The 25,997-nt window shown below is 72.7% G+C and carries 23 protein-coding genes; 3 read left to right on the top strand and 20 right to left on the bottom strand.

The window, feature by feature from the left end:
* Position 1 precedes the first annotated feature (1 nt).
* The 10 genes from ABD332_RS48100 to ABD332_RS48055 all read right to left on the bottom strand — a co-directional run bounded on the left by ABD332_RS48100 (position 2) and on the right by ABD332_RS48055 (position 11,679).
* Complete coding sequence (locus ABD332_RS48100) at positions 2 to 775, bottom strand: 2-keto-4-pentenoate hydratase (protein ID WP_344511730.1); 774 nt, start codon at positions 773 to 775, stop codon at positions 2 to 4.
* Positions 772 to 1,620: an alpha/beta fold hydrolase gene (locus tag ABD332_RS48095; protein WP_344511728.1), complete on the bottom strand. Its 849-nt coding sequence runs from the start codon at positions 1,618 to 1,620 to the stop codon at positions 772 to 774. The genes ABD332_RS48100 and ABD332_RS48095 overlap by 4 nt, the downstream gene beginning before the upstream one ends.
* Positions 1,621 to 1,660: 40 nt before the next feature.
* A complete protein-coding gene (locus ABD332_RS48090; protein WP_344511726.1) occupies positions 1,661 to 2,878 on the bottom strand; it encodes an ABC transporter substrate-binding protein in 1,218 nt (405 codons plus the stop codon).
* A gap of 44 nt (positions 2,879 to 2,922) precedes the next feature.
* Positions 2,923 to 3,642: an ABC transporter ATP-binding protein gene (locus ABD332_RS48085; RefSeq protein ID WP_344511724.1), complete on the bottom strand. Its 720-nt coding sequence runs from the start codon at positions 3,640 to 3,642 to the stop codon at positions 2,923 to 2,925.
* The gene (locus tag ABD332_RS48080; protein WP_344511722.1) at positions 3,639 to 5,483 is read right to left on the bottom strand and encodes a branched-chain amino acid ABC transporter ATP-binding protein/permease; all 1,845 of its coding nucleotides are present in this window, start codon (positions 5,481 to 5,483) and stop codon (positions 3,639 to 3,641) included. The genes ABD332_RS48085 and ABD332_RS48080 overlap by 4 nt, the downstream gene beginning before the upstream one ends.
* Complete coding sequence (locus ABD332_RS48075; protein ID WP_344511720.1) at positions 5,480 to 6,343, bottom strand: branched-chain amino acid ABC transporter permease; 864 nt, start codon at positions 6,341 to 6,343, stop codon at positions 5,480 to 5,482. Before ABD332_RS48075 ends, ABD332_RS48080 begins: the two co-directional genes overlap by 4 nt.
* Positions 6,340 to 7,173 (bottom strand): coniferyl-alcohol dehydrogenase, encoded by an 834-nt coding sequence (locus tag ABD332_RS48070; protein WP_344511718.1) that lies wholly within the window; start codon positions 7,171 to 7,173, stop codon positions 6,340 to 6,342. Before ABD332_RS48070 ends, ABD332_RS48075 begins: the two co-directional genes overlap by 4 nt.
* On the bottom strand, positions 7,170 to 8,885 hold the full coding sequence (locus tag ABD332_RS48065; RefSeq protein ID WP_344511716.1) for an FAD-dependent oxidoreductase: 1,716 nt from the start codon (positions 8,883 to 8,885) through the stop codon (positions 7,170 to 7,172). Before ABD332_RS48065 ends, ABD332_RS48070 begins: the two co-directional genes overlap by 4 nt.
* Complete coding sequence (locus ABD332_RS48060; RefSeq protein WP_344511714.1) at positions 8,878 to 10,563, bottom strand: bifunctional 3-(3-hydroxy-phenyl)propionate/3-hydroxycinnamic acid hydroxylase; 1,686 nt, start codon at positions 10,561 to 10,563, stop codon at positions 8,878 to 8,880. Before ABD332_RS48060 ends, ABD332_RS48065 begins: the two co-directional genes overlap by 8 nt.
* Positions 10,564 to 10,740: 177 nt before the next feature.
* Positions 10,741 to 11,679 (bottom strand): 3-carboxyethylcatechol 2,3-dioxygenase, encoded by a 939-nt coding sequence (locus tag ABD332_RS48055; protein WP_344511712.1) that lies wholly within the window; start codon positions 11,677 to 11,679, stop codon positions 10,741 to 10,743.
* A 181-nt stretch (positions 11,680 to 11,860) separates the two neighbouring features.
* Here ABD332_RS48055 and ABD332_RS48050 point away from each other — a divergent pair, with 181 nt between their 5' ends.
* A complete protein-coding gene (locus ABD332_RS48050) occupies positions 11,861 to 12,550 on the top strand; it encodes an IclR family transcriptional regulator (protein WP_344511710.1) in 690 nt (229 codons plus the stop codon).
* Between the two features lie 74 nt (positions 12,551 to 12,624).
* Here the strand turns inward: ABD332_RS48050 and ABD332_RS48045 are convergent, their stop codons facing one another.
* The 4 genes from ABD332_RS48045 to ABD332_RS48030 form a co-directional block, all read right to left on the bottom strand.
* Positions 12,625 to 13,425 carry an SDR family NAD(P)-dependent oxidoreductase gene (locus ABD332_RS48045; RefSeq protein WP_344511708.1) on the bottom strand — a complete coding sequence of 267 codons (801 nt, stop codon included), beginning with the start codon at positions 13,423 to 13,425 and terminating at the stop codon, positions 12,625 to 12,627.
* On the bottom strand, positions 13,422 to 14,291 hold the full coding sequence (locus ABD332_RS48040; RefSeq protein WP_344511706.1) for an alpha/beta fold hydrolase: 870 nt from the start codon (positions 14,289 to 14,291) through the stop codon (positions 13,422 to 13,424). The genes ABD332_RS48045 and ABD332_RS48040 overlap by 4 nt, the downstream gene beginning before the upstream one ends.
* Complete coding sequence (locus tag ABD332_RS48035) at positions 14,288 to 15,916, bottom strand: FAD-dependent oxidoreductase (RefSeq protein ID WP_344511704.1); 1,629 nt, start codon at positions 15,914 to 15,916, stop codon at positions 14,288 to 14,290. The genes ABD332_RS48040 and ABD332_RS48035 overlap by 4 nt, the downstream gene beginning before the upstream one ends.
* Before the next feature lie 355 nt (positions 15,917 to 16,271).
* Complete coding sequence (locus tag ABD332_RS48030) at positions 16,272 to 17,231, bottom strand: EamA family transporter (RefSeq protein WP_344511702.1); 960 nt, start codon at positions 17,229 to 17,231, stop codon at positions 16,272 to 16,274.
* A 77-nt stretch (positions 17,232 to 17,308) separates the two neighbouring features.
* Between ABD332_RS48030 and ABD332_RS48025 the strand changes: the two genes are divergently transcribed.
* Positions 17,309 to 17,863 carry a CGNR zinc finger domain-containing protein gene (locus tag ABD332_RS48025; RefSeq protein ID WP_344511700.1) on the top strand — a complete coding sequence of 185 codons (555 nt, stop codon included), beginning with the start codon at positions 17,309 to 17,311 and terminating at the stop codon, positions 17,861 to 17,863.
* Positions 17,864 to 18,150: 287 nt separating this feature from the next.
* On the opposite strand, the gene ABD332_RS48020 is transcribed toward ABD332_RS48025, so the two are convergent.
* The 6 genes from ABD332_RS48020 to ABD332_RS47995 form a co-directional block, all read right to left on the bottom strand.
* Positions 18,151 to 18,762 carry a hypothetical protein gene (locus ABD332_RS48020; protein ID WP_344511698.1) on the bottom strand — a complete coding sequence of 204 codons (612 nt, stop codon included), beginning with the start codon at positions 18,760 to 18,762 and terminating at the stop codon, positions 18,151 to 18,153.
* A complete protein-coding gene (gene treS, locus ABD332_RS48015; RefSeq protein ID WP_344511696.1) occupies positions 18,752 to 20,506 on the bottom strand; it encodes a maltose alpha-D-glucosyltransferase in 1,755 nt (584 codons plus the stop codon). The genes ABD332_RS48020 and treS overlap by 11 nt, the downstream gene beginning before the upstream one ends.
* 92 nt (positions 20,507 to 20,598) lie before the next feature.
* Positions 20,599 to 21,516: a carbohydrate ABC transporter permease gene (locus ABD332_RS48010; RefSeq protein ID WP_344511694.1), complete on the bottom strand. Its 918-nt coding sequence runs from the start codon at positions 21,514 to 21,516 to the stop codon at positions 20,599 to 20,601.
* On the bottom strand, positions 21,513 to 22,784 hold the full coding sequence (locus ABD332_RS48005) for a carbohydrate ABC transporter permease (protein ID WP_344511693.1): 1,272 nt from the start codon (positions 22,782 to 22,784) through the stop codon (positions 21,513 to 21,515). The genes ABD332_RS48010 and ABD332_RS48005 overlap by 4 nt, the downstream gene beginning before the upstream one ends.
* Positions 22,784 to 24,088 (bottom strand): ABC transporter substrate-binding protein, encoded by a 1,305-nt coding sequence (locus tag ABD332_RS48000; RefSeq protein ID WP_344511692.1) that lies wholly within the window; start codon positions 24,086 to 24,088, stop codon positions 22,784 to 22,786. The genes ABD332_RS48005 and ABD332_RS48000 overlap by 1 nt, the downstream gene beginning before the upstream one ends.
* A 10-nt stretch (positions 24,089 to 24,098) precedes the next feature.
* Positions 24,099 to 24,593, bottom strand: coding sequence for a TOBE domain-containing protein (locus ABD332_RS47995; protein WP_344511691.1), 495 nt, complete (start codon positions 24,591 to 24,593; stop codon positions 24,099 to 24,101).
* 269 nt (positions 24,594 to 24,862) lie between these two features.
* Between ABD332_RS47995 and ABD332_RS47990 the strand changes: the two genes are divergently transcribed.
* A complete protein-coding gene (locus ABD332_RS47990; protein WP_344511689.1) occupies positions 24,863 to 25,966 on the top strand; it encodes a uroporphyrinogen-III synthase in 1,104 nt (367 codons plus the stop codon).
* The last annotated feature ends 31 nt before the right edge of the window (positions 25,967 to 25,997 follow it).

The raw sequence follows: 25,997 nt of genomic DNA, 5'->3' as shown, positions 1-25,997 counted from the left end.
CTCAGCCTTTCTTCGTGAACGTCGCGGACACGCGGCCGAGCGGGCCGATCTCGGCCTCGATCCGGTCGCCGTCGCCGACGGCGACCATGGGCCCGAGTGCGCCGGAGAGCACGATGTCGCCGCGGCGCAGCGGCGCGTGCAGTTCGAGCGCGGTGCGGGCCAGCCAGGTCAGGGCGTTGAGCGGGTCGCCGAGGCAGGCCCGGCCGTCGCCCTCGCTGGCCAGTGCCCCGTTGTGGTACATCCGCATCGGCACGTCGGCGGGGGTGAACTCCTCCAGCCGCAGCGGGATGTCGCCGAGCACGAACACGCCGCTGGAGGCGTTGTCGGCGACGGTGTCGGTGATCCCGATGCGCCATCCGGCGATCCGGCTGTCGACCACCTCGATCGCCGCGACGGCGTGCCCGACCGCCGCCGCCACGGCCACCGGGTCGGCGTCGACGATGTCGGCGGCGAGGACGAAGGCGACCTCCGCCTCGGCCTTGGGCTGCAGCAGCCGCTCCATCGACACCGAAGGCCCGCACAGCATGTCGTCGAAGAGCACCCCGAAGTCGGGCCGGTCGACGCCGACCTGCCGTTGGACGGCCGCGGAGGTCAGGCCGATCTTCCGCCCGACGATCCGTGCCCCGCCGGCCAGCCGCCGGGCGGTGAGGATCGACTGCACCGTGTAGGCGACGCCGATGTCGGTGCCGCCGATGAGGTCGGTGACCGGCTCGCACGGCACGCCGGTGCGCGCCGCCTGCTCGAGCCGGTCGGCCGCCGCGATGACCGGGTTCATGCGGCGACCGCCAGGTGCTCCAGGACGATGCGGTGGAAGGCGTCCGGTTGCTCCCACTGCGGCCAGTGCCCGGCCCGGTCGATGAGCGCGAAGCGGCCGTGCGGCAGCTGTTCGGCCATCTCCAGGCCGGCCGCGGCGGGCCCCGACGGGTCGTCGCTGGTCCACACGACCACGGTCGGCGCCGTGACCGCGCCGAGCTCCGCGGGCGTGATGAGGTTGCGCCGGCGGATGTCGGGGTCCTGCAGGCACAGCAGGTGCCGCATCGACGCGGCGAACCCGGGCTGGGCGTAGATCGCCTGCCGGATCGCCACGAGCTCCTCGGTCACCGACGCCGGCTCGGCCATCAGCCACGCCAGCCGCGCCCGGATGCGCTCCGGGGTCGGGTCGTCGGCCGCGGCCTGGCTGAGGGTCCGGATGCGCTCCATCACCTCCGGCGTCGCCATCGTCCCTCCGGGGGTGTTCAGCACGAGGCGGGCGACCCGGTCCGGGTGGGCCGCGGCGAACTTGACCGCGACCCAGCCGCCCAGCGATTCGCCGCTGAGGTGCGCGCGCTCGACGCCGAGGGTGTCGAGCAGGCTGTGCAGGTGCGTGGTGTAGTCGGCGATCTCGAGGTCACGGGTGGCGAGGGTGGTGCGCCCGTGGCCGGGGAAGTCGTAGGCGATCACCCGGAAGCGTCCGGCGAGCGCCGGCACGTTGCGTGCGTACGCCTCCAGGTGACCGCCCGTGCCGTGCATGAGGACGAGCGGCTCACCCGTGCCGGCCTCCAGCACGCGCGTCGACCACGCTCCGACCTGGACGGTGTGGACGCGGAAGGCGGTCGTGGCAAGGTCGGTCCAGAGTGTCATCGCTGTCCTTTCCGGGCTCTTCGACGGGGACGGAAAGTGGCTAGGAACCGACCTGGTACTGGCCGTTGACCTGGGCGGAGGACGGAATGAACGGGAAGTCGTCCGGCGTCGGCGTCGGCGTGTGCTTGTCCTTCGTGAACGTGTACTGCTTCTCGGTGAGCCAGTACCCGTCGGGGACCTTGAGGTTGTAGACGGCCTGGACCAGCGAGGTGGGCAGGTCCTTGAGCGCGCCGTCGCTCGACGCGGCGGCCGCGATGAGGCGCAGCTGGTCCCAGGCCAGGGACGGCGTCGACAGGCTGTTCTGGATCGGCTGGCCGCCGGAGTACCGGGTGAGGAAGTCCTTGAAGACCGGGGACTGCTGCGCCTCGGGCACGGCGACCTCGACCTTGAACACGAGGATCTCGAGGTTCTTGTTGGCCTCCGGGGAGCCGTACTTGAACGGACCGCCCGCGGTGAGCGACATGCCGCTGCCGGCGATCGTCGGGATGTTCACGGCGCCGGTCTGGACCCGCGCCTGCAGCAGCCGGGTCGCCGCGTCGCCGGTGGTGTCGATGTAGGCGAAGTCGGGGTTGGCGTCGAGCATCCGCCGGTAGGAGACGGACAGGTCGATGTCGGTCGGCACGAACTCGAAGTTCTTCACCTCGATGCCGCTGCCCTCCAGCTGGGTCTTGACCGCCTGGACGACGCCCTTGCCGTACTCGTCCTGGGAGACGAGCAGGCCGAGGCGCTTGGCGCCCTTGGACTCCAGGTGCTTGCGCAGCCCGGTCAGCTGGGCCGCGCTGTTGGGCACGCTCTGGAAGTGGTACGGGTACTTCTGCGGGTCGTTGAGCAGCGGGCTGGCGCCGAAGGCCACGGACGTGATCTTGCTGCGGGTGAGCAGCGGCACCATGGCGAGCGCTTCGGCGCTGGTGCCGCTGGGGATCACGACGTCGGGCAGGTTGTTGCCGGAGAGCTCCTCCTGTAGGAGGCTGACGGCGCGGCGCGCGTCGCCCTGGGAGTCCTTCACCTTGATGACCACGTTGCGGCCCTTGACGCCGCCGTTCTCGTTGATGGACTTGGCGGCCGCGTCGAGCGCCTTGGTGGTGGCCGCGACCGTCGTCGCGGCAGGGCCGGTGACGCCACCGATGAACAGCACGTCGAAGTTCTCGGTGGCGCCCTTGTCGGCGGCGTCGTCGCCGCAGCCCGCGGTGAGCAGGACGAGCGCCGCACCGGCGGCGAGGAGCGAGCGGTATCTGCTGGACCTTCCGGATGACTGCATGACCTTGCCTCTTTCGGGGGGAATGGGGGCGGGGGTGTGGCCCGTCACAAGACGTCCTCGGCCATGTAGGCGCGCTGGATCGCCTCGCGAAGGCCCGTATCGGTGGCGTGACCGGAATGGACGGTGCGGCCGAGGTTGAGGACCACGACCCGGTCGGCCGCGGCGAGCGCGAACTCCACCGCCTGCTCGACCAGCAGGACGGCGAGCCCGCGCGTACGCAGGTCGCGGATGACGTCGAGGACCTGCCCGACGATCGCGGGTGCGAGGCCCGCGGACGGTTCGTCGAGCAGCAGGACCCGGGGGTCGGCGATCAGGGCCTGTGCGATGGCCAGCATCTGCTGCTGGCCGCCGCTGAGCTGCGCGGCCCGGAGCTTGCGCCGCTCGGCGAGCAGCGGGAACCGCTCGTACATCTCCCCCATGAGCTCGCGGCCGCGCGTGGTGCTGCTGGCCGCGTACGTGCCCAGGAGCAGGTTCTCCTCGACCGTGCGGGACCGGAAGATGCGCTTGCCCTCCTGGACGTAGGCAATGCCGGCCCGGGCCCGGCGGTAGGCCGGCATGGTGGCGAGGTCGGCGCCGTCGAGCGTGGCGCGGCCCGACGTGATCCTGTTCAGCCCGGCGATGGCCCGCAGGGTCGTGGTCTTGCCGGCGCCGTTACGGCCCAGCAGCGCGGTGACACTTCCGGCGTCGACGCTGAGGGTGGCGTCGGTGACGACGCGCAGGTCGCCGTAGCCGCAGGCGATGGCCTGCACTTCCAACGTGCTCATGCCTGGCCCGCCTTCTCGCCGGCGGTGCGTTCGGCCGTCACCCGCGTGCCGGTGATCTCGCCGCCCGCACCCAGGTAGGTCCGCACGACCGTGGGGTCGGCGGCGATCTGCGCCGGTGTGCCGGTCGCGATGACCTGCCCCTCGGCCAGCACCACGATGCTGTCCGCGACCGCTTTGACGAGTGAGAAGTTGTGTTCGACGAGGACCACCGTGACGCCGGCGGCCCGCATCTTCGTCAGGACCCGCACCAGGCCCTGGATGTCCTCCTCGTCGAGCCCGGACGCGACCTCGTCCAGCAGCACGAGCGCGCTGCCGCCGGCGATCGCCCGGCCGAGCTCCAGCAGCCGGCGGGTGCCGAGCGCGAGCTCCGCGGCCGGCAGGTCGGCATACCGGTCCAGCCCGAGCGCCCGCATGATCTCGCGGCTGCCGCGGCGCTCCTCGGCGAGCGCCTTCCAGTGCCGCGGCAGCCGCAGCGCGGTGGCCAGCAGGGACACCGGGTGGCTGCCGAGCCGGCCGGTGATGATGGTGTCGGCGACGGTCAGGCCCTGCGGGATCAGCGGGGTCTGGAACGTCCGGCCGACGCCGCGCCTGGCCACCCGGTGTGCGGGGAGGCCGGAGACGACCCGGTCCCCGAGCGTGACCGTGCCCGCGTCGGCGCTGTAGTACCCGGAGATCAGGTTCATGATCGTGGTCTTGCCGGATCCGTTGGGCCCGACGAGTGCCGTGATCTGGCCGGGGAGGGCGTCGAACGACACCCCGTCGACGGCGAGGTTGCCGCCGAACCGTTTGGTGACGCCCCGCACCGCCAGCGGCTGACCGTCGACGGCGGGCAGGTCCACCGCCGTGCCGTCGGCCGCGTGCGGGTCGGCGGTCGCCGCCTCGCGGCGCCGGCGCACCTTGAGCCGGCCGACGAGCCTGGTGGTGACGCCGGCGAGCCCGTTGCGCAGCAGCAGCCCGCCGATGATGAGGAAGACGCCGTACGCGACGAGGGCGTACTTGTCGAAGACGGTCACCCGCAGCGGCCCGATCTGCATGATCGCCGCGCCGATGATCGCCCCGTACACGCTCGTCGGCCCGCCGAGGATGCCGGCGGCCAGGATGATGATCGACAGTTCGAGCCCGAAGGTCAGCGGCGACAGGTAGGCGTCGACGTAGGCGGCGAAGCAACCGGCGATCCCGGCGGGGACCGCGCCGATCGCATACGCGACGATCTTGGTGCCGTGCGGCGAGGTGCCGACGGCGGCGGCGAGGATCGGGCTCTGCTTGAGCACGAGCAGCGACGCGCCGTGCCGGGACACCGCGATGTTGCGGAAGATGACGAACCACAGCGCGGTGACGGCGATGACGACGACGTAGAACGCCGGGCCGTCGAGGTCGATGCCGAAGACCGCCGGTGCCGGGATGCCGATCATTCCCTCGTAGCCGCCGAGGCGGTCGCCGAACGCGTTGACGATCGACGGGATGAGCAGGACCACGAAGAAGGACGTGATCGCGAGGGTCCAGCCGCCGAGGCGCAGCCCGGGCAGCCCGGTGACCACGCCCACGAGCACGGCGACGAGGACGGAGGCCGCCATCGCGACGAGCAGGTCGTTGATCACCGCCGTCGCCAGGTAGCCGGTCGCGTAGGCGCCGGCCGCGTAGATCGGGACCTGCGCCAGTGCCAGTTCGCCGGCGTACCCCAGCGTGAGGTTGAGCCCGCTGACGACCAGGGCGAGGATCGCCACGAGGGTGACGAGCCGCAGTGTCGCGCCGCTCGCGCCGAGCCAGGGCAGGGCGATGATCAGCCCGACCGCGACGGCCCACGCACCGGCCAGGGGGCGTACCGCAGTGCCCTGGGTCATACCGCTCTCACCTTCCGATCGCCGAAGAGTCCTTGCGGGAACGCCAGCAGCACGACCGCGAACACACCGAAGACGACGACGTCGCGGTAGAGCGGCCCGATGTAGCGGGCGCCGAACGCTTCGATGAGGCCGATGCCGAAGGCGGCGATCAGCACCCCGCGGTGGCTGCCGACCCCGCCGAGCACCAGCACGACGAAGCCCTTGACGGCCAGCACCAGCGCCAGCGAGGTCGCGGCGAAGGTCTTGGAGACCAGCAACGGTCCGAGCAGGCCGCCGGCGGCCGACGCCACCGCGAAGCCCCACATCGACAGTCCGCCGACGTTGATGCCGCGCAGCTGCGCCGCTTCGCGGTCGTCGGTCTGGGCCAGTGCCGCAAGGCCGACCCTGGTGCGGTGGGTGATCAGGTGCAGCCCGGCCGCGAGGACGATGGCGGCCGCGACGATGATCAGGTCGAGCGGCTGTGCCCGGCCGCCGAGCAGGACGACGGTCTGTTCCGGTCCGAAGAACGGCACGCGCAGCGCGTCGGTGCCGAAGGCGACGGCGATGACCCCGGTGATGACGGTGGCGACGCCGATCATGGTGACCAGTTCGGCACTGCCGGACGTGTTGCGCAGCGGCCGGATGGCGAACCGTTCCTCGACCAGCCCGACGGCGCCGGCGATGAGTAAGGCGATCAGGAACACCAGCACCGTCGGCAGGCCGCCGATGCTGTGCGCCCAGTACGCCACGAACATCCCGAGGACCATGAGGTTGGCGTGCGCGAAGTTGAGCACGCCGGACGCCAGGAAGGTCACGTTGTAGCCGAGGGCGACCATCGCGTAGATCGCGCCCGTGGTCAGTCCAGCGATGATCTCGGTCAAGGTCGGTCTCCTGACGGTGCGGCGGTGCCGACGCTTCCTGTGCGGTGCGGCAGTTGCCCGGTGGCGACGCCGGCCAGGTATCCGCCGTCGGCCCAGATCACCTGCCCGCTGACGTAGCTGGCGTCGTCGCTGTTGAGGAACGCCAGGACGCTCGCCTGCTCCTCGGGCTCGGCGACCCGGCCCAGCGGCTTCGGGATGGCCTCGAGGAAGGCGTCGCCGCGGGCCGCCCGGGAGGCGTCGAGGATCGGGGTCGCGGTCAGCCCCGGCGCGACGCAGTTGATCCGGATGCCACCGGCGGCGAGCGCGACGGCGCGGGTCATCGTGTACCAGACGATCGCGTCCTTCGAGACGGCGTAGCCGGTGCCGATGTCGGCCGCGTGGTCCCGGCACCAGCGGGTGGCCTCGGCCCGGTCCCGCGTGGCGAGCAGCCCCGCGACCAGCTCGCGCCGCTCCAGGTAGTGCGAGGCGGCGATCGACGCGGTGCTCACCACCGCGGCGCCGGGCTCCATCCGCTCCAGCAGCGCCTCGGTCAGCTCCCTCGTGCCCACGAAGTTGACCCCGACGATCGTTGCCGGGTCGGCGGCGCCGGACAGGCCGGCGACGTTGAACAGCGCGTCGACGGGACCGCCGACCGCCTCGACCGCCGCGCCGATGGAGGCGGAGTCGGCGAGGTCGACGCGGACGAACCGGGCGACCGGCGCTGTCGTCGGGGTCCGGTCCAGGCCGGTCACCCGGGCGCCGCGCCGGTGCAGCAGGTGGACGAGGCGCTCGCCGATGCCCGACGCGCAGCCGGTGACCACGACACTCCGTCCGGCGTATCCCCGGCTCATCCGGTCACCCCGTGCACCGCGATGTCGTTGGCCGCGACGTACGCGAACGTCATCGCCGGGCCGAGGGTGGCGCCCGCTCCCGCGTAGCTGCGGCCCATGATCGTGGCGGCGACGTTGCCGGTCGCGTACAGGCCGGGGATGGCCGCACCGCCGGTGTCCAGTGCGCGGGCGCGCTCGTCGGTCAGCACGCCGCCGTTGGTGCCCAGGTCGGACAGGATCAGGGCGAAGGCGTAGTAGGGGCCGGCGCCGAGGGGTCTGAGGTTGGGCACGGGCAAGGTGATGTCGCTGTAGTAGCGGTCGTACACGCTTTCCCCTCGGTGGAAGTCGTCGTCGCGGCCGGCCTCGGCGAGCGTGTTGTAGCGCTCGGTGGTGCGGCGGAGCCGGTCGGCCGGCACCCCCATCCGCTCGGCGAGCTCGTCGATGCTCCGGCCGGTCACCACCGAGCCCGACGCGAGCCAGGAGCGGGGCAGCTTCCGTCCGGTCGGGACCGGCGCGAAGGGGATTCTGGGCAGCGGCAGGTGCCCGAAGACGACGTAGCGCCGCCAGCACCAGTCGTCGGTGATGAGCCAGGACGGGATGTGCCGGACGCCGGCCGCCTCGCCGGCGATCATCGCGTGGCCGAAGTCCTCGTAGGGTGCGGCCTCGTTGATGTACCGGTCGCCCGCGCCGTTGACGATGAACTGGGCCGGCATCATCCGCTCGTTGAGGCTGAACTGCACCCGCCCGCCGCCCCAGGCCACCGCCGGGTACCACCAGGCGTTGTCCATGAGCGCGGTGTCCGCGCCGGCAGCCTGGGCGGCGACGATGCCGTCGCCGGTGTTGGTGGTGGCACCGAGGCTCAGGGTGGGGTCGGCGAATGGCTGGTGCGTGCGGCGCAGCGCCGGGTCGTGGTCGAACCCGCCGGAGGCCAGGATGACGCCGCCCCGGGCGCGGACCCGCCGCACCGTCCCGCGGTGGCTGACCTCGGCGCCGACGACCCGGCCGGTCCCGTCGGTGATCAGCGACGTCATCGGTGCTTCCAGCCACAGGTCGAGCCGCTTCTCGCGGAACGCGAGCATCAGCCGGGCCATCAGGGCCTGGCCCATGGTCACGACCCGCTCGCCGGACAGCCGCGCGCGCACCATCCGCCAGAGCAGGCGGAGGAAGACCCGCTTGCCCTTCCAGGTCTGCCGCAGCCGGTAGAAGTCGACGAGCTCGTTGGGCCCGATCCAGAAGCCGCTCGGCGCGACGGCGTGCGGGGGCAGCAGGAGCGCGGCGTCCGCGCCGAGCCGACGCAGGTCGATCGGCGGGATGTTGATCACGCTGCCCTCGGTGGAGCCGCCGGGCGCCTCGGGGTAGTAGTCGGGGTAGCCGGGCTTCCACACGAACTGGAGGTGTTCGCTGGTGCCCTCCAGGAAGGTGAGCATGGCGGCGGCGTGCTCCAGGTAGGCCTGGAGCCGGGCCTCGCTCACCGTGCCCTCGGTGATGTGCCGCAGGTAGGTGAGGGCGTCGTCGCGGTCCAGGTGGACGCCGGCCCGGGTCTGCGCCGGCGCGCCCGGCACCCACAGCCCGCCGCCGGACAGTGCGCTGGAGCCACCGAACCGGTCGGCCTTCTCGACCACCAGCGTCGACAGTCCACGTGCGTCGGCGGTGAGCGCCGCGGTCAGCCCGCCGGCACCCGAGCCGACGACCAGGACGTCGACCGTGTGGTCGTACCCGTTGCGATCAGCCATGATCGGTCACCTCCACCGTGGCCCGGCGCGGCCCGCTGAGGACCAGCGCGTTCGCGAGCTTTCGCGACACCTCCGACGCCTCCTGCGCGATCGACGCGGCGGCCACGCAGCGGTCGGGGCGCAGGAACACCACCGACTCGGTGTGCGTGTCGAACCACGTCTTCAGGCGGCCGAGATCGCCGACGACGAGGACCTCCGGCGGGAAGGTGGTGCGGCCGAGCTGCTCCTTCGGCACGATCGCGACCAGCCGGGCGCCGAGCCCGCGCCACATGTGCAGCGCCTCGTCGTCGAGGATCGCCGTCGGGTCGTTGTTCCAGCACAGCACGGCGAACCAGGCGCCGAGGGCGTCGTCGAGCAACACCGTGCCCTCGAGGGTCTCCACCTGCGGCTGGATGAAGAGCCGGCCGACCGGCGACTGCGGGCTCGCCGCCGGCACGATCGCGCCGCTCTCGTACCGTGGCATGGGTTTGAAGCGCATCTCGACGATGTAGCGCTTGAGCGACGGCAGCAGCGACGCGGCGCCGGCCACCCGGTCGCGCAGCCATGCCAGGGGGCGGCTGCGGATCGAGATGATGCGGCCGACCGTGGTCGACAGGTCGATCATCGCCTTGGCGTGTCCCCGGCGCTCCGCGTCATACGTGCCGAGCAGGTCCTCGCCGCAGTGCCCGGCCACGACCGCGGCCAGCTTCCAGCCGAGGTTCATCGCGTCGCGGATGCCGCTGTTGTACCCCTGCCCCTGCCAGACCGGCATGAGGTGCGCGGCGTCGCCGGCGATCAGGACGCGGCCCTTGCGGAAGGTGCCGGCGATGCGCGAGTGGTGCGTGTAGACGCGGTGCCGGATGATGTGGACCTCCGCCGGCCGGGGCACGAACGGTGCGAGGAGCCGGTGCAGGAACTCGGGGCGCTCGACCTGCTCGTCGGTCTCCTCGGCCATCACCATGAACTCGAAGCGGCGGATGCCGTGCGCGATCGAGATGGACGCGAACGGCCGGGCCGGATCGGCGCCCACGTAGCTGTTCGGCGAGCCCAGCGGGTCGTTCTCGATGTCGACGACGACCCAGCGGGTCGAGGAGGTCGTGCCCTCGAAGGTCGTGCCGAGCAGCTGCCTGGTGCTGCTGCGGCCGCCGTCGCAGCCGACGAGGTACCGCGCCCGCACCTCCCGGGCCTCGCCGCCGGTCCCCTGCAGCCGCACGGTCACCGCGTCGCCGCCGGGCTCGTACGACTCCATCCGCAGCTGCCAGGCGACCTCGACCGACGCGTGCCGCACCAGACCGGCGAGCAGCTCCGCGTCCACGAGCGGCTGGACGAAGCCGCTGCGCTTGGGCCAGCCGAAGTCCTGGCCGCTGGGTGCGATCTCGGCGAGCAGCCGGCCTTTGCCGTTGACGAAGCGGAGAATCTGGTTGGGGATGGTGTGCCGCTGGACCTGCGTGGCGAGCCCGATGGACTGGAACGTGCGCAGGGACTCGTCGTCGATCCCGACCCCGCGGGGATAGTCGATCAGGGCGGCCCGCTCGTCGACGACGAGCACCTGGATGCCTCTCGCGCCGAGGATGTTCGCCAGGGTCAGCCCGACGGGGCCGGCGCCGACCACGACGACGTCGACGCGGCCACCGGCGGTGTCCAGCTGCGGGACATCTGCGGGCTCGTGCGTCACGGCGGGGAACTCAACGTCGCGCATCTTCACCTCGTGTATCTATCGCACATGTTGTTGCGATAGTCGAACGTTAACGAGCGACATCCCGAGCCGTCAAGGGATCATTTCGAGCCGTTCTCCGCAGGTCACGCAGGGTGCACGGGCAGCGTGAGGCGCCGCCCCACGGCCGGGCCGTGAGGCGGCTTCTCCGTCAGCCCCCGGTCAGCGGGGCAGTGCCGTGGTGGTGGCGAAGCCGGCGAACCACTCGGGGATCGCGCGGTAGTAGCGGGAGCGGACCTCGTAGGGGCCCTGCGCGGCCAGGGCGGCGTACGCGGCGATCCAGGTTCGGACCTCGTGCGCCGAATGGCCGCCCTCCTCGACGAACCAGTCGTTGCCGCGACCGTCCAGGGCGGCGAAGTCGCCCGCGGCGAGGGAGTCCAGGACGAGCGCGTCCCACGCCGGATTGAGCGGGCGGAACGGGCCACGGCCCGCCGCGAAGTCACGGGCCGCCGCAATGGTCCGGCCCTCGCGCTGCGCCCGCTGCTCCCGGGTCGGGTTGCGACCGTGCTTCAACCGCTCGACCACCTCGGGCGGCGCCTCCGCCAGCCGGGGCACCGGCGGGTCGTGCGACAGCCCGCCCGAGCCGACGACGAGGACGCGGCGGCCGAGCTCCCGCACCGCCTCCCCCACCGCGGCGCCCAGCAGCCGGGCCCGCACGGCGGGCCCGAGCGGCTCCGCGACGCAGTTGATGAAGACCGGGACCACCGGGACCGCGGTCAGGGACGCGAAGAGGAAGGTCAGCGGCTGCACGAGCCCGTGGTCGACCTGCATGTCCTCGGAGACGGCGACGTCGACGCCGGCGTCGAGCACGGCGGTGGCGATGGCGTAAGCGGTGTCGCGGTCGACGTCGAGCGGGCCCGACGGCAGCCCGTAGTCACCCACCGAACTCGCCGCCGCCCCGACGCAGAACGACGGCATCATGTCGTAGAGGAAGCCGTTGTAGTGGTCGGGGGCGAAGACGACCACCAGGTCCGGGGCGAAGCCGGTGACGAACGCGCGGGCCTCGGCGAGCACCCCGTCGACCTCGGCCCGCACCTGCGGATCCGGGTCGTGGAGGCCGATCAGCGGCGAGTGGGATGTCGTACACAGCGCGAGTGGCATGGCGGGTCCCCTCTCGACCCGAGATGGGTCGGGGTGTATCGTTATTTACATCAGCCTGCTCGTTATTTGTACGAAGGTTACGCACGGCCGGTAGAGCCGGTCAACGGCAGACACCTCCCGTGGGAAGCTGTGGGTCCGCCCGCCAGCGTCCGGCGGACCGGCTCGATCAAGGGGATGTGGCATGACGGAACAGTCGACGGGGCGCACCCAGGTGGGCAGCCAGACCCTCGCCCGCGGGCTGCGTGCGTTGCTCTCGGTGGTCGAGTCGCCCAACGGCGTGACCATCCAGCAGCTCGCCACGGAGCTGGGCGTCCACCGCTCGATCGCCTACCGGCTCCTGCAGACCCTCGCCGACTTCGGCTTCGTCAGCCAGAGCGCCGACAGCTTCTACCGGGCCGGTCCCCGCCTCGCCACCCTCGCCGACGCGTACCTGCCCACCCTGCGGGAGCTCGCGATTCCGGTCATGCGGGAGGTGGCCGACGAGCTCGGCTGCACCGTGTCCCTCTTCGTCGCCAACGGCGCGGAAGCGGTGTCGATCGAGCTGGTCGAGCCGACGACCACGTCGCACCACATCGCCTTCAAGGCCGGGATGCGCACCCCCATCAACCGCGGCGCGGCCGGCTACGCGCTGCTGGCCGCCGGGCCGCAGGTGGCCGGCGAGCCGGCCGAGGTTGCGCTGGCCCGCGAGCGCGGCTACGCCACCAGCGTCGGCGAGATCGAGATCGGCTGCTACGGCGTCGCGGCGCCAATCCCGAACTGCAGCCCGCGCGCCTGCCTCAATCTCATCACCTACCGCGAGGACCAGGCCAAGGCCGCCGAGGCGTCCATCCTCGCGGCGGCCCGCCAGGTCGGCGAGGCGCTGCCAGGCTGAGACTCGGTCCACCGCGGGTCGCCGCGGGCCCGCCGGGCGCGATCAGCGCGACCCGCGGCCGGACCACACGGCCGTCACGAAGCCGCCGGCAGCGCCAGCGGCCAGGTGTTCGTGAGACCGCCGTCGACGACGAGGTCGTGGCCCGTCACGTGGCCGGCCAGCCGGCAGGACAGGAACAGCACGGCGGCGGCGATGTCGCCCGGCTGCGCGAGTTTGCGCAGCGGCGTGCGCTCGGCGTTCGCGCGGTTCGCGCTGACGTACCGGGGGTCGGCCACCATCCGTGGAGTGAGCGTGGCGCCTGGCGACACCGCGTTCACCCGGATCCCGTGCGGTCCGAGCTCGACCGCGGCCGTGCGGACCATCGAGAGCAGCGCGGCCTTCGCCATCCCGTACAGGCCGTGGCCCGGGGCGCTGGTGAACGCGGACACGGACGCGATGTAGGTCAGCGATCCTCCGCCGGCCCGCCGCAGATACGGCACCGAGGTCCGCAGGACTCGCACGGCCTGCGCGGCGACCACGTCGCTCTGCCATCGCCAGTCGTCGTCACCGGCGTCGGGCAGCGGCTTCCACCGCACGAGGCCCACGACGTCGGTGACCCCGTCGACACGGCCGAACCTGCGCTCGGCGTCGGCCAGCACGCCGGCGAACTCATCCGGGGCGGTGATGTCGCAGACCGCGGCGGCGCCACCGACCTCCGCGGCGACCGCGGCGGCCTGGTCCTCGTCCACGTCGACGCACACGACGACGGCGCCGGCGGCCGCGAGCGCCCGGGCGGACTCCCGGCCGATGCCCGGCCCGACGCCGACGACCACGTGGACCCGGCCGTCGAGCCGGATGAGGTCCGTGTAGTCGCCGGTCTGCGGCGGCCCGCTCATCCTGGACCACCCGTGACCGCGCCGCCGCCCGGGCCGGCCAGGAAGTCGAGCAGCAGCCGGTTGACCACGGCCGGCCGCTCGATCTGCGGGCAGTGACCGGCATCCTCGACGACGACGCTGCGGCCGGCGCGGACCTGACCGGCCAGCTGCCCGGCCCAGCCGGCCGGCTTGAGCTTGTCGGCGCCACCCTCGACGAACAGGGCCGGGACGGTGATCCGGCCGTAGTCCGGCGCTCCGCGCGCAGGGGCGGCGGCGGGGGCGGCGGCGCCCGGCCGGCGGAAGCGGGCGGCGGCGATGGCCTCCCAGGCTCCGGGCGCCGTGCTGGACTCGAACCGCCGCCGCACGTAGTCGTCGTCGGCGGGGTAGGCGGGGTCGTGGAACAGCGCCGCGACCAGGCGGCGCATGGCCGGTAGGGTGGCGTCGTAGTCGTAGAGCGCGTCGACGTGCTCGTTGCTCAGGATTTCTCCCCCACCGCAGATGGCGACGATGCCCCGGGCGGGCAGCATCGGGGCGTCGGAGGTGGCGTCGGCGAGCAGGTTCACCGCGCCCATGGAGTTGCCGACGAACGTCGCGGACTCGATGCCCAGCGCCTCGCAGAGGCGGGCGACGTGCCGGATCCGCATCCGCCTGCCGTCGACGAAGTCGATCACCTTGGCGGTCCGGCCGTAGCCGAGCTGGTCCGGGGCGACCACGCGGTGCCGGTCCGCCAGCGCCGCGATGGTGCGCTCCCACCCAAGCTCGGCGTCGGCGCCGAACTCCCCGCCGTGCAGGAGCACCACGGGCTCGCCCTCGCCCGCCTCCAGGAACCCGGTCGTGAGGCCGTCCACGACGATCGTTCGGCGGTGGACCGCCGGCTGCCGCGTCATGCCATCGGCGCTTTCGAACCGGTGACGGCGTGGTGCGCGGCGCGGTGCCCCCAGGTGAGGGCCGGTCCGATGGTGCCGCCGGCGCCGCCGTACGCCATGCCGGTGGTCCCGGCCATGGCGTTGCCGGCCGCGTACAGGTTGCCGATCGGCTGCCCGTCGAGGTTGAGGACCTGCGCGTTGTCGTCGGTGCGCGGGCCGCCCTTGGTGCCCATGCAGCCGATGTCGACCCGCACGGCGTAGAACGGTGCCGAGTCGATCGGACCGAGGGTCCGCGCCGCGACGGTCGGGGCGGTGGTGTCGCCCCAGTGCCCGTCGTAGGCGCTCTGCCCGCGCCCGAAGTCCGGGTCACGCAACTGCTGGACGTGCCCGTTCCACGACTCGACGGTCGCCCGCAGCGCCGGGCCGTCGATGCCGGCGGCGCCGGCGAGCTCGGCGATGCTCGCGGACCGGTGGAACCAGGCCGGCACCGGGTCGTCGGCGGTGACGCCGAGGAACCCGTAGCGCACGAGATGCTCGTGGTCGAACACGATCCAGGCCGGCAGGTTCGGGTACTCGAACCGCGCGGGGTCGAACTGGTGGAACGCGCCGCCGAGGCTGTGGTAGTCGCCGGCCTCGTTGGCGAAGCGCCGCCCGTGCCGGTTGACCATGATGGTGCGCGGGCGGGTGCGCTCCAGCCTGACGCTGCGGTGCCGCTGCTCGCCGCCGAACGTGTCGCCCGGGATCCGCACGATCGGCACCCACCAGGCCTCGGCCATGTTCCCGAGGGCGGCCCCGGCCCGCATCGCCATCCGCAGGCCGTCGCCCACGTTGTTCGGCGGAGAGGTAGGGCCGTTCATCGGCCCCCGCAGGAACGCCTTGACGAGGGCACGATCCCACTCGAACCCGCCGGTGGCGATGACGACGCCCCGCCGGGCGTGCACGACCCGGCGCCCGTGCGGCCCTTCGACGACGACGCCGGTCACGGTGTTGCCCTGCACGACGAGGTCGACCGCGCGGGTGGAGGTCTGCGGCTCGACGCCGAGGTCCAGCAGCCCGCGCAGCAGCGCGGCGACCAGCGCGGCGCCGGCGACACGGACGTCACCGGCGACGCCGTCACTCGCGGTGGCGCGGTCGCCCCAGATCCGTGCCCGCGTCTCGGCGTCGAAGCCGACGTTGCTGTAGTCGTCGGGGAACGCGGTCACCCGGTCGACCCACTCGCCGAGGCGGGCGGCGTCGAACGGCGCGGGGCTCAGCGACCGGCCGCCTTCGGGTTTGCCGCCGGGCAGCTCGGGTTTGTAGTCGGGGAACCCGGCGGTGACCGACAGCCGCAGTGGCGTGTGCGTCTCCAGGAACTCGACGGCGACCGGGGCGGAGCGCACGAACACCTCCGCGAGGTGCTCGTCGATCGTGCCGTTGGACAGCGCGCCCAGGTAGGCCAGCGCGTCCCGGGTCGGCAGCGGCACCGGCGCGTCCGGGCGCTCGTGGGCGGGGACCCACACAACACCGCCGGACACGGCCGTGGTCCCGCCCACGGTCGGGGTCTTCTCGAACATCCCGACCGAGGCGCCCAGCGCCGCGGCCGTGACCGCGGCGGCGAGGCCGCCCGCGCCGGTGCCCAGCACCACGACATCGTAGGTGTCAGTCATATGGCGGTACTCCGTTCCCGTGTCCCGGATCAGAGGTTGTGCAACTATAGTGCGCGCAAGCGCTATATCTACACACCCTCCGTGCCGGCGCGCAGGTTGTCAACCCGGCGGGAGGCCAGACTTCCCGGCGGGGACGCGCCGGTCGATACCCGGCAACCGCTTTGACCGCAACCTGCCATCGACATGCGGCCCCGGCTACGGAACGCGACATCGTCGCCCACCACGAGCTGCTGCGAGCCGACCTGACCAGGTGGGAGAGCTCAGCCGCGCGATGGACCTGGAGCAGGACGGACGCGGCCGTGGGGCTCGGCTCAGGATCGGGGTCGGCACCGCGTCGGCATGCCGGCGTCGTCGCTCAGGCCACGGGCACCGGGTCGGTCGGCTTTGCCGACGGCGTCTGCGGCTCGGGGGTGCGGAACTCGTCGATGCGGACCAGCACGACGCCGCCGATGATGAGCAGGCCGCCGACCAGCTGGATCATGCTGGGCAACTCGCCCAGGACCGCCCAGGCGATGAGGACGGCGAACATGACTTCGGTCAGCCCGACGAATGAGGACAGTCGGGCGCCGAGGATGCGGGCCGCGCCGATGCCGGCGACGTAGGACACGACGGCCGCCACGATCGACAGCCCGGCGAGGGGTACCAGCCAGCTGACCTTGTGGTCGGCGAAGGTCACCGGGCCGAACGTGGCGTGCAGGGGCATCGCTCCGGCGGCACCGAGCGCGAGGAGTGCGAGCGCACCGGCTGCCATGCCGCCGCTGGCGAGCGCGACCGAGGGCAGTTCGTTGTCGGTGCGCGCGGAAAGGACGAAGTAGCCGGCGAGGCCGACGGCGGCGCCCAGGCCCCACAGGACACCGACCGGGTCGAGGTCGGCGTTGCCGGTGAGGTCGAGGACGAAGACGAGCCCGAGCACGGCGGTGACGGCGCCGGCGACGGTGAGCCGGCGGGGACGCTGCCCGTGCGCGGCCCACATCCAGCCGACGACGAGGATGATCCCGAGGTACTCCAGCAGCAGCGCCACCCCGATCGGCAGGTACTGCACGGCGTTGAAGAAGCAGGCCTGGGCGGCGCCGACGGCGAGGATGCCGAACAGGCCGAGCGTGCCGAGGTTGCGGCGCAGCACGTGCCAGCGGCCGCGCAGCGCGAGCACGGCCGGGACGGCCAGAATGAGGGCGGCGACCCCGACGCGGGCGGCGACGGCGGCCCCGGCCGACCAGCCGGCGTCGATGAGCGACCGGGCGAACGTGCCGGACGTCGCGAACGTGACGGCGGACAACAGGGCCAGCCCCAGCCCGGCGGTGTGTCGGCGCTGCATGACGCCCCCCTCGGTCGATGTCATGAGCTATAGCGGCTACACTCATGACACTAGGTACACGGGCGACAGGGGTCAAGATGGTTTTCGCTCATGACACCGAGATCGCGCTCATCGCTGCCGCCGCACTGATCAACACCGACGGCAGCGACGGCGAGCTGCTGGGTGACGTCGCCGCGCTCGACGCGTTCTTCGCCGAGCAGGGCTGGACCGGTCGGCACGAGCGCACCGACGCCGAACTGGCGGACGTCAGGGCGCTGCGGCCACGGCTGCGCGAGCTCTGGCATGCCGAGGAGGACCGCGTCGTCGGCATCGTCAACCAGCTGCTCCGTGCGGGGCAGGCGTTGCCGCAGCTGGTCAAGCACGACGGGTATGCGTACCACCTGCACGCCACGCCGTCCGACGCGCCGCTGGCCGACCGCATGGCCGTCGAGGCCGCGATGGCCTTTGTCGACGTGGTCCGCGGCAACGAGCTGAGCCGGCTGCGCGTGTGCGCCTACCCGGGCTGCGGCGATGTCTTCGTCGACCTGTCCAAGAACCGCTCGAAACGCTTCTGCGACAACAGCTGTGGGAACAAGGCGGCGGTCGGCGCGTACCGGGCCCGCAAGGCCGCCGCCGGCGGTGCCGACGGCTGACCTCACGTGACCGCCCGGTCCGGTCCTCCGCCAACTGGTTGCCGAGGTTCGTCAGCGACAGTGCCAGGTTGCGCCGATGGGTCCGCGGGTCCGCACCGGCGAGGACGCGATACAGCTCGGTCGCCTCCGCCACGAGCCGGTGCGCCCGCTCGCGCTGACCGTGTACCCCCGAGAACGAGGCCGAAGTGCTGCAGTGCGGCCGCCACGTGCGGCAGGTACCGGCGATCGGCACCGGACAGCTGCCGGTAGACGTCGACCGCCTCCATCGCGGCGGTGGCCGGCACCGTTCAGGACGCGGCCCGTGTGGTGGAGCGCAGCGTCACCGCGCCGCGTCCGCCGACGGAGAGGATCTGCCGGCCCCGGCCCGTGTGCGCCTCGCAGGTGACGCCGAGGACCTGCGCGGAGCGCATCAGCAGCCGCAACGACCGGCCGTCGGGTGCCCGCAGCCGCAGCCCCGCCCGGGAGTGCCGCGGCGCCCCGGTCAGCAGCGCGCACCGCCAGACCGCCACGGCCCGGGTCCGCAGGCGTGTCTCGTCCGCGGCACCGTCGCCGAGCAGCAGGTCGGCGGCCCGGGTCCACTCGTCCTGCAAGCGGGCCAGGACGCTGCCGGGTTCGGCCGCCGCGACGTCCACGACGAACGTCTCGTAGCGGCGGCGGATGCCCGCCTCCCGGCGGCCCGTCCAGCAGTCGACCTCGGGCACGGCCCGTATCACCTCGGCGAACCTGGCCGCCGCGTACTCGGCCTCGAACTCCACCCGCAGTGGCGCGCCGTCCCACGCGGCGGCGACCACCTCCCAGTCTGTGCGCCGCCGCGCCGCCGTCGCATGGCGCAGCGGCGCGGTCCCGGCCAGCAGCAGCAGGCTCGCCTCGAACAGGTCGGCGGTGTCCTCATCGGCCACGGGCACCGCCCCGGTTCCGGCCCGGCGCGACGATGCGGAACCAGTACGAGCCGTAACCGGGCAGGGTCAGCAGGTACGGCCGCCGCCCGATGCTCGGGAACGTCGTGTCGCCGGTCAGCTCCACCGGCACGTGACCGGCGAACAGGTCACCGAGCGGCAGCTGCACCGGCTGCGGGTGCCGGGACAGGTTGTGCACGCACAACAGCACCTCCTCGGCGCTGTCAGCAGCGTGACCGGCAGCGGTCCGCGTGACGGTCTCGTCGCGGTACCGGCGCAGGAACGCGAGCACGGCGCCGTTGGTGCCGGTCAGCTCGGTGAAGTCGCCGAGGGCGAACGCCGTGTGCCGCTTGCGGATCGCCAGCATCTTGCGGGTCCAGTGCAGCAGCGACGCCGGCTCCTCCATCTGCCGCTCGACGTTGACCGACTGGTAGCCGTACACCCAGCCGTTGTTCATCGGCAGGTACAGCCGGCTCGGGTCGCTGCGGGAGAACCCGCCGTTGCGGTCGACGTTCCACTGCATCGGGGTCCGCACCCCGTCGCGGTCGCCGAGGTAGACGTTGTCGCCCATCCCGATCTCGTCGCCGTAGTAGATGACCGGCGACCCCGGTAACGACAGCAGCAGCGACGTGAACAGCTCGATCTGGTTCCGGTCGTTGCCGAGCATCGGCGCGAGCCGCCGCCGGATGCCGAGGTTGAGCCGCATCCTGGGGTCCTGGGCGTACTCGCTGTACAGATAGTCGCGCTCCTCGTCGGTGACCATCTCCAGGGTCAGCTCGTCGTGGTTGCGCAGGAACGTGCCCCACTGGCAGTTGTCGGGGATCGCCGGGGTCTGCGCGAGGATCTCCGAGATCGGCACCCGGGACTCGCGGCGGACCGCCATGAAGATGCGGGGCATCAGCGGGAAGTGGAACGCCATGTGGCACTCGTCGCCGACGGTGGCGTCGCCGAAGTACTCCACGAGGTCCGTCGGCCACAGGTTCGCCTCGGCGAGCAGGACCGTGCCCGGGTACTCGTCGTCGACGATCTTCCGGATGCGTCTGAGGTACTCGTGCGTCTCCGGCAGGCCGGCGCACTCGGTGCCCTCACGGGCGAACAGGTAGGGCGCCGCGTCGAGCCGGAACCCGTCGATGCCGAGGTCGAGCCAGAAGCGCACGACGTCGAGCATGGTGTCGGCGACGACGGGGTTGTCGTAGTTGAGGTCCGGCTGGTGGTGGAAGAAACGGTGGAAGTAGAACTGCTGCCGTACCGGGTCGAACGTCCAGTTCGACGTCTCGGTGTCGGCGAAGATGATCCGGGCGTCGGGGTAGCCGGTGTCGTCGTCCCGCCACATGTAGAAGTCGCCGTAGGGGCCGGACGGGTCGGTGCGGGACTCCTGGAACCACTGGTGGGCGTCGGAGGTGTGGTTGAGGACGAGGTCGGTGATGACCCGGATGCCGCGGGCGTGCGCCTCGTCGAGCAGGGTCACGAAGTCCTCGACGGTGCCGTACTCGGGGCTGATCGCGGTGTAGTCGCTGATGTCGTACCCGCCGTCGCGGCGCGGCGAGTCGTAGAACGGTGGCAGCCAGATGCAGTCGACGCCGAGCCACTGCAGGTAGTCCAGTTTGGACACCAGGCCGAGCAGGTCACCGCAGCCGTCGTCGTTGGAGTCGAAGCACGCCTGGGTGAGGACCTCGTAGAACACGGCTCGCCGGAACCAGTCGGGTTGGACCGGCAGCCGCCGGGCGGTGCGGGTGTGCTGGTGCATCGTCGTTCCCGTCGAATGGGTGGGGTGGGGACGCAGCACGGCCGGCGGGTCGTCGTCGACCGGCCGCCGCGGGCGGGGAACAGGTGGCGTCGTTACCGGGGCGAGCCGGCCACGGTGCTTTGCAGGAAGAACCGTTGGAACAGGAAGAAGACCAGCAGCGGCACGGCCATCGAGACGAACGCACCGGGTGCGATGACGTCCACATTGGACGGGAAGGAGCGCATCTGCTCCTGCAGCGCCAGGGTGATCGGCGCGTTGTCGGGCCGGGCGAAGACCAGTGCGACGATGAGGTCGTTCCACACCCACACGAACTCGAACACCGCCAGCGACGCCAGCGCCGGCCGGGCCAGCGGCAGCACGATCCGGCGGAGGATCACGGCCTCGCTGCCACCGTCGATGCGGGCGGCCTCGATGAGGTCCGGCGGGATGGCCAGGTAGAAGTTGCGCAGGAGCAGGACGGCGAACGGAAGCCCGAACGCGACGTGGAACGCGACGACCGCGGGGATGGTGCCGGCGACACCGAACGCGTCGAACAGCCGCGCATCGGGGATCAGTGCCGTCTGGACGGGGACGGCGACGAGCCCGGCCAGGCTCAGCATGACGGCGTGCCGGCCCCGGAACGCCAGCCACGCCAGCGGGTACGCGGCGACGGCGCCGATCGCCACGACGAGGACGGTCGCCGGGACCGAGATCAGCACGGTGTTCCACAAGGCGTGGGTCAGCCGGCCGTCGGCGACGAGACCGCGGTAGTTGCGCAGGGTGAGCTGGGTGGGCTCGGTCAGGACGGTCCACCAGCCGGCGCCACTGTTGGCGGCGGGGCCGCGCAGGCTGACGGTCGCGAGCCCGACGGTGGGGACGAGCCACCACAGTCCGACGGCGAACAGGGTGACCTGCGCGGCCGTCACGGCGAAGCGGCGCGCGGCCCGGGCGGTGCGGCTCGGCGCGGGCGGGGGTGGTTCGGTCCCGGCGGGCACGAGCTCGGGTGCCTCGACCGCGGCGAACAGGCTCATGGTTCGCTCCTTCGCAGCCGGTGCACGTTGTACAGCACCCCGGGCAGCACCAGGACGAGCAGCAGCACGCCGAGGGCGCTGCCGCGGCCGATGTGGTCGAAGGACGACCGCCACATCTCCAGCGCGACGACCGACGCCGAACCCTGCGCGGACTCGGGGGCGAGCACCAGGACGAGGTCGAACACCTTGAGGACGTTGACGGTCAGGGTGACGAGGATGACCACGACGACGGGCCGCATCATGGGGACGGTGACGCGGCGCAGGATCTGCCACTCCCCCGCGCCATCGGTGCGGGCAGCCTCGAGGGTCTCCTTCGGGATGCCCGCGAGCCCCGCGGTGATCAGGACCATCGCGAACCCGGCCCAGATCCACACGTACGCACCGATGAGCGCCGGGGTGATCAGTGCCGGGCCGAGCCAGGTGAGGCCCGCGAACGGGGCGGTGAAGTTGTCCGCGGCGAGCCGCACGACGTAGCCGCCGCCGCGCAACTGCGGCACGCTGAAGGTGCCGTCGGCGGCGGTGCGGGTCCGGGCGACGACGGCGCCGTCGCGGATCACCTCGACCGCCATGTCCGGCAGTCCCCGCTCGCCGGTGTCGATGGCGCCGGACCGGCCGCCGACTGCGGTGAAGTCGGACCACACCACGCCGTGCACGCCGGCGCCGCCGTCCCCACCGGTGCCGGCCTGCCGGGCCTGCGTCGGCAGTCGCTGCGGTGCCAGCCCGACCAGCGGCAGGAGCACGTTCTCGCCGGCGGTGACCGTGCCAGCGGTCTGCAGCGCCCCGCCCGCCGGCACGAGCGCCCGTTCGTCGCGTGGGCGCGCGCCGTGGTACTGCGACGGCGGCCGCACCGCGTCGTGGGCGGTGACGACGGCGGCGTTGAGCGCACCGCGGTCGGGGCTCTCGTCGTACACGAGGCGGAACGCGACACCGGCGGAGACCAGCGAGATCGCCATCGGCATGAACAGCACCACCCGGACCGCGGTGGCACCGCGGACCCGCTGGGCGAGGAACGCGACCAGCAGCCCGACGGCCAGGACCAGGTTCGGCGCCACGACGATCCAGATGGCGTTGTTGAGCAGCGCCCGGCGGATCTGCGGGGTGGTGAGGATGTCGGCGTAGTTGGCGGCGCCGACGGCGGTTCGGCCGCCGGCGTCGTGGAAGCTCAGCCACAGTGTCTGCCCGATCGGGTAGACGAGCAGCACGGCGACGATCACGACGGCGGGCGCCAGGAACCACGCCGCGGTCGAGAACTTGGCGGTGCGCCCCATCACGCCGCCCCGTACGCCTTCGCCGCGGCGTCCTCGAGCCGGGCCGCGACCACCGCCGGGTCGCTCGCCGGTGCGGCGAGGTACGCCTGGAGCAGCCGCCACATGGACGCGCCGTTGCCGCCGCCGAAGCTGCGGGGTGTCATGTCGGACAGGTCGAAGCGCAGCGTCTCCGCGTGCAGCAGCGTCTCAGCGAGCTCCCGGGTGGTCGCGTCGGGGTAGACGGCCGTGTCCAGGTTCCGGTTCACCGACAGGAACCCGCCCCGCCCCGCCATGATCGCGGCCGCCTCCGGCGACGCCAGGTATGCCATGAGATCCATCGTCACCGGCCGGTCCGTGAACGCCACGGCGGCGTCACCGCCGGCGACGACCATGTGGCCGGTCCCGGCGAGCGACGGCCACGCGAAGTGCCGGGCGCCGCTGCCGACCCGGTACACGCCGAGCTTGGCGATCTCGGTGGTGACGAAGTCCGCCTCGTACAGCATGGCCGAGGTCGGCCTCGCGCCGAAGACGTCCGCGACCGAACGGGTGAACGTCGTCTGCAGCGCGACCTTGGGGCCGCCCTGCAGGAACTGCGGCGCCGCCCAGTAGCGGCCCATGGTGCGCAGCGCCTCGACCACGGTCGGGTCCGTCCACGGCAGTTCGTGCGCGGCCAGTTGGTCGTACCGCTGCGGGCCGGCGAGCTGCAGGTAGACGTTCTCGAACCAGTCGGTGAGCGGCCAGCCGTCGGCGCCCGGGACCGTCATCGCCGGTGTGCCGGAGTCGACCAGGGTCTGCGACACCTCGGTCAGCTCGTCGAGGGTGGCCGGTGGGCCCACCCCCGCGGCGGCGAACGCGTCGGCGCGGTACCAGATGACGGACTTGTTCGCGGCCTTGAAGTAGACGCCGTAGAGCTGCCCGCCGACGGTGCCGAGCTGCTGCCACTGCGGCGAGAAGTTCGCCCGGACCGCGGCGGCGACCGCTCCCGTGACGGGCTTCGCCGCGCCGCTCGCGGCGTACTGGGCGAGCACTCCCGGCTGCGGGATCATCGCGACGTCCGGTGGGTTGCCGCTGCCGAGCCGGGACGACACCAGCACGCTGAGGTCGCTGCCGCCGGAGGTGTACCGCACCCGCGCGCCGGTCTGGTCGCCGAAGGCCCGCAGGACCCGTTCGAAGTTCGCCTGCTCGGCGCCGGTCCAGCTGCCCACCACCTCGACCGACTGCCCGGTGTAGCGGCCCGTCGCGGCGGCCGCGCCGGCCGAGCAGCCGGCGGCGAGCAGCAGGGTGCAGCACAGCCCGGCGGCGGTGCCGCGCCACCGTCTCAGCATCGCGGCCTCGTCACCGCGGGTCGCTGTCGGCGGTGAACACCCGCAGGTGCCGGAGGTCGACGGCGAGCATGACCGCGTCGCCGGCCTCGGCGGTGCTGCGCGGGTCCACGCGCGCCGCCAGTCTCGGTGCCGGCTGCCAGCCGGCCGCGTCGGCCACCTCGACGTCCAGGATGCGGTCCGAACCGTCCACCCGGACGGCTCGGACGGTGCCGTGCAGCACTGACGCCGTCCGGCCGGCACGGCCCGCTCCGGGCGGTAGCCCGACGGACGCGTCGTGCAGGTGCTCGGGCCGGATCTCGACGAGCACGCGCCGGCTGCTGTACTGCTGCTGCAGGTGCGTCTGGTCGAGGTGGCGCCGCAGCCCCGGGACCGGCATCTGCTGGCCGCACACCTCGAGCGTGAGGCTGCCGCCGTGGTCGATGAGGACGGCGGCGAAGAGGTTCACCGGCTGCCGCGCGGCGGAGCCCAGGTCGGCCTCCCGGACCAGCAGCGTGTTGTGTCCCATCCGCACCCCCTCGATCGACGTGCCCGCGTGTCACCACGAGTGTTCGTCCTCAGCGGCGGCGCGCACCAGGGTTCGCGGCGGCGTGTGACCCTTCTGCAAAGCGCCTCACAAGATCACTAATGACCGGGCCCGCCGATCCCCGACCGCGTCCACCTGCACGGCCGGCCCGCCCCGATGATCGACACCCGACCGGATGTTGCCAAACAGTGACCTACGACCATCCGACGGCATACGATCCGGACCCGGCCGGACCCGGAAAGGAGGTCGCGGTGCAGCACCCGGCGGACCCGTCGCTGCTGGCCGGCTTCACCGTCGCCGTGATCAGCCACCGGCGCCGGCACCGCCTCGCCGACCTCCTCGAGGGCCACGGCGCCCGGATCGTCTCCGTCCAGGGTGTCCGTGCGGTCCCGCAGCCCGACCGTGCCGCGATCACCCGGGCCACGACCGAGGTCCTCGCCGGGCCTGTCGACGACGTCCTCGCCGCCTCCGCCGGCGGGATACGCGCGTGGCTGCAGGCGGTCCCCGACCCGGAGCGCCTGCTGCGGGTGCTGCGCACCGCCCGCCTGCTCGCCGCCGACGCCCGCGCCGCCGACGCCCTGCGCGGCTTCGGACTCCGGGACATCCTGTCGACCACCGCCGGGTCCGCCGACGAGCTCTTCCGCCACCTGCTGACCCACGCCCCGGCCGGGCGGCACGTGGTGGCCCAGCTCGACGCGCCGGTGCAGGCCGAGGCGTGCGAGACACTGCGACACCGGGGCGCCGCCGTGGTGGAGGTGCCGACGTTCCGGTCCGAGCCGCCGAACGACGTGGTCGGCCTGCGCCGGGCGGTCGAGCTGATCAGCCGCCGCCAGCTCGACGCGGTCGCCTGGCTGGACCCGCTCTCGACCGGACACGTGCTGCGATTCGCCGCGGACCACGGCCGGCTGCCGGCGCTGACCGACCAGCTCGGCACCCACGTCGTCACCGTCAGCCGAGGCCCGCTCGCGGCCGGGGTGCTGCGCCGGCACGGTGTGGCACCGTCGGTGCCGCCGCTGCCGTTCGACGAGGAGACGGCCGCGCTGCTGGCCAGGTCGGTGCTGGACCGGGCGGTGCACGCCACCGTCGGCGCCCTGACCCTGGAGGTGCGCGGGCACGCGATCCTGCTCGACGGCCGGCTGTACCCGGTCCAGCAGGGACCCGTCGACGTGCTGCGGGCGCTCGCCCGGGCGCCGGGCGACGTGCTGTCCAGCGCCGACCTCCGCCAGCAGGTCCCCGGCCTGACCAACGTGGACGACCATGCGATCGAGATGGCGGTGTCGCGGCTGCGCCGGTCGGTCCCCGGCGTCGAACTGATCCACACCGTGATCAAACGCGGCTACCGCCTCGCCGTCTGATCCGTCAGCCATCGGATGCGCTTCGAGCAGG

Source organism: Dactylosporangium maewongense (assembly GCF_039531485.1).
GTDB classification, from domain to species: Bacteria; Actinomycetota; Actinomycetes; order Mycobacteriales; family Micromonosporaceae; genus Dactylosporangium; species Dactylosporangium maewongense.
The sequence above is the reverse complement of the archived record's forward strand: the minus strand, read 5'-3'. Positions and strand labels throughout refer to the sequence as shown.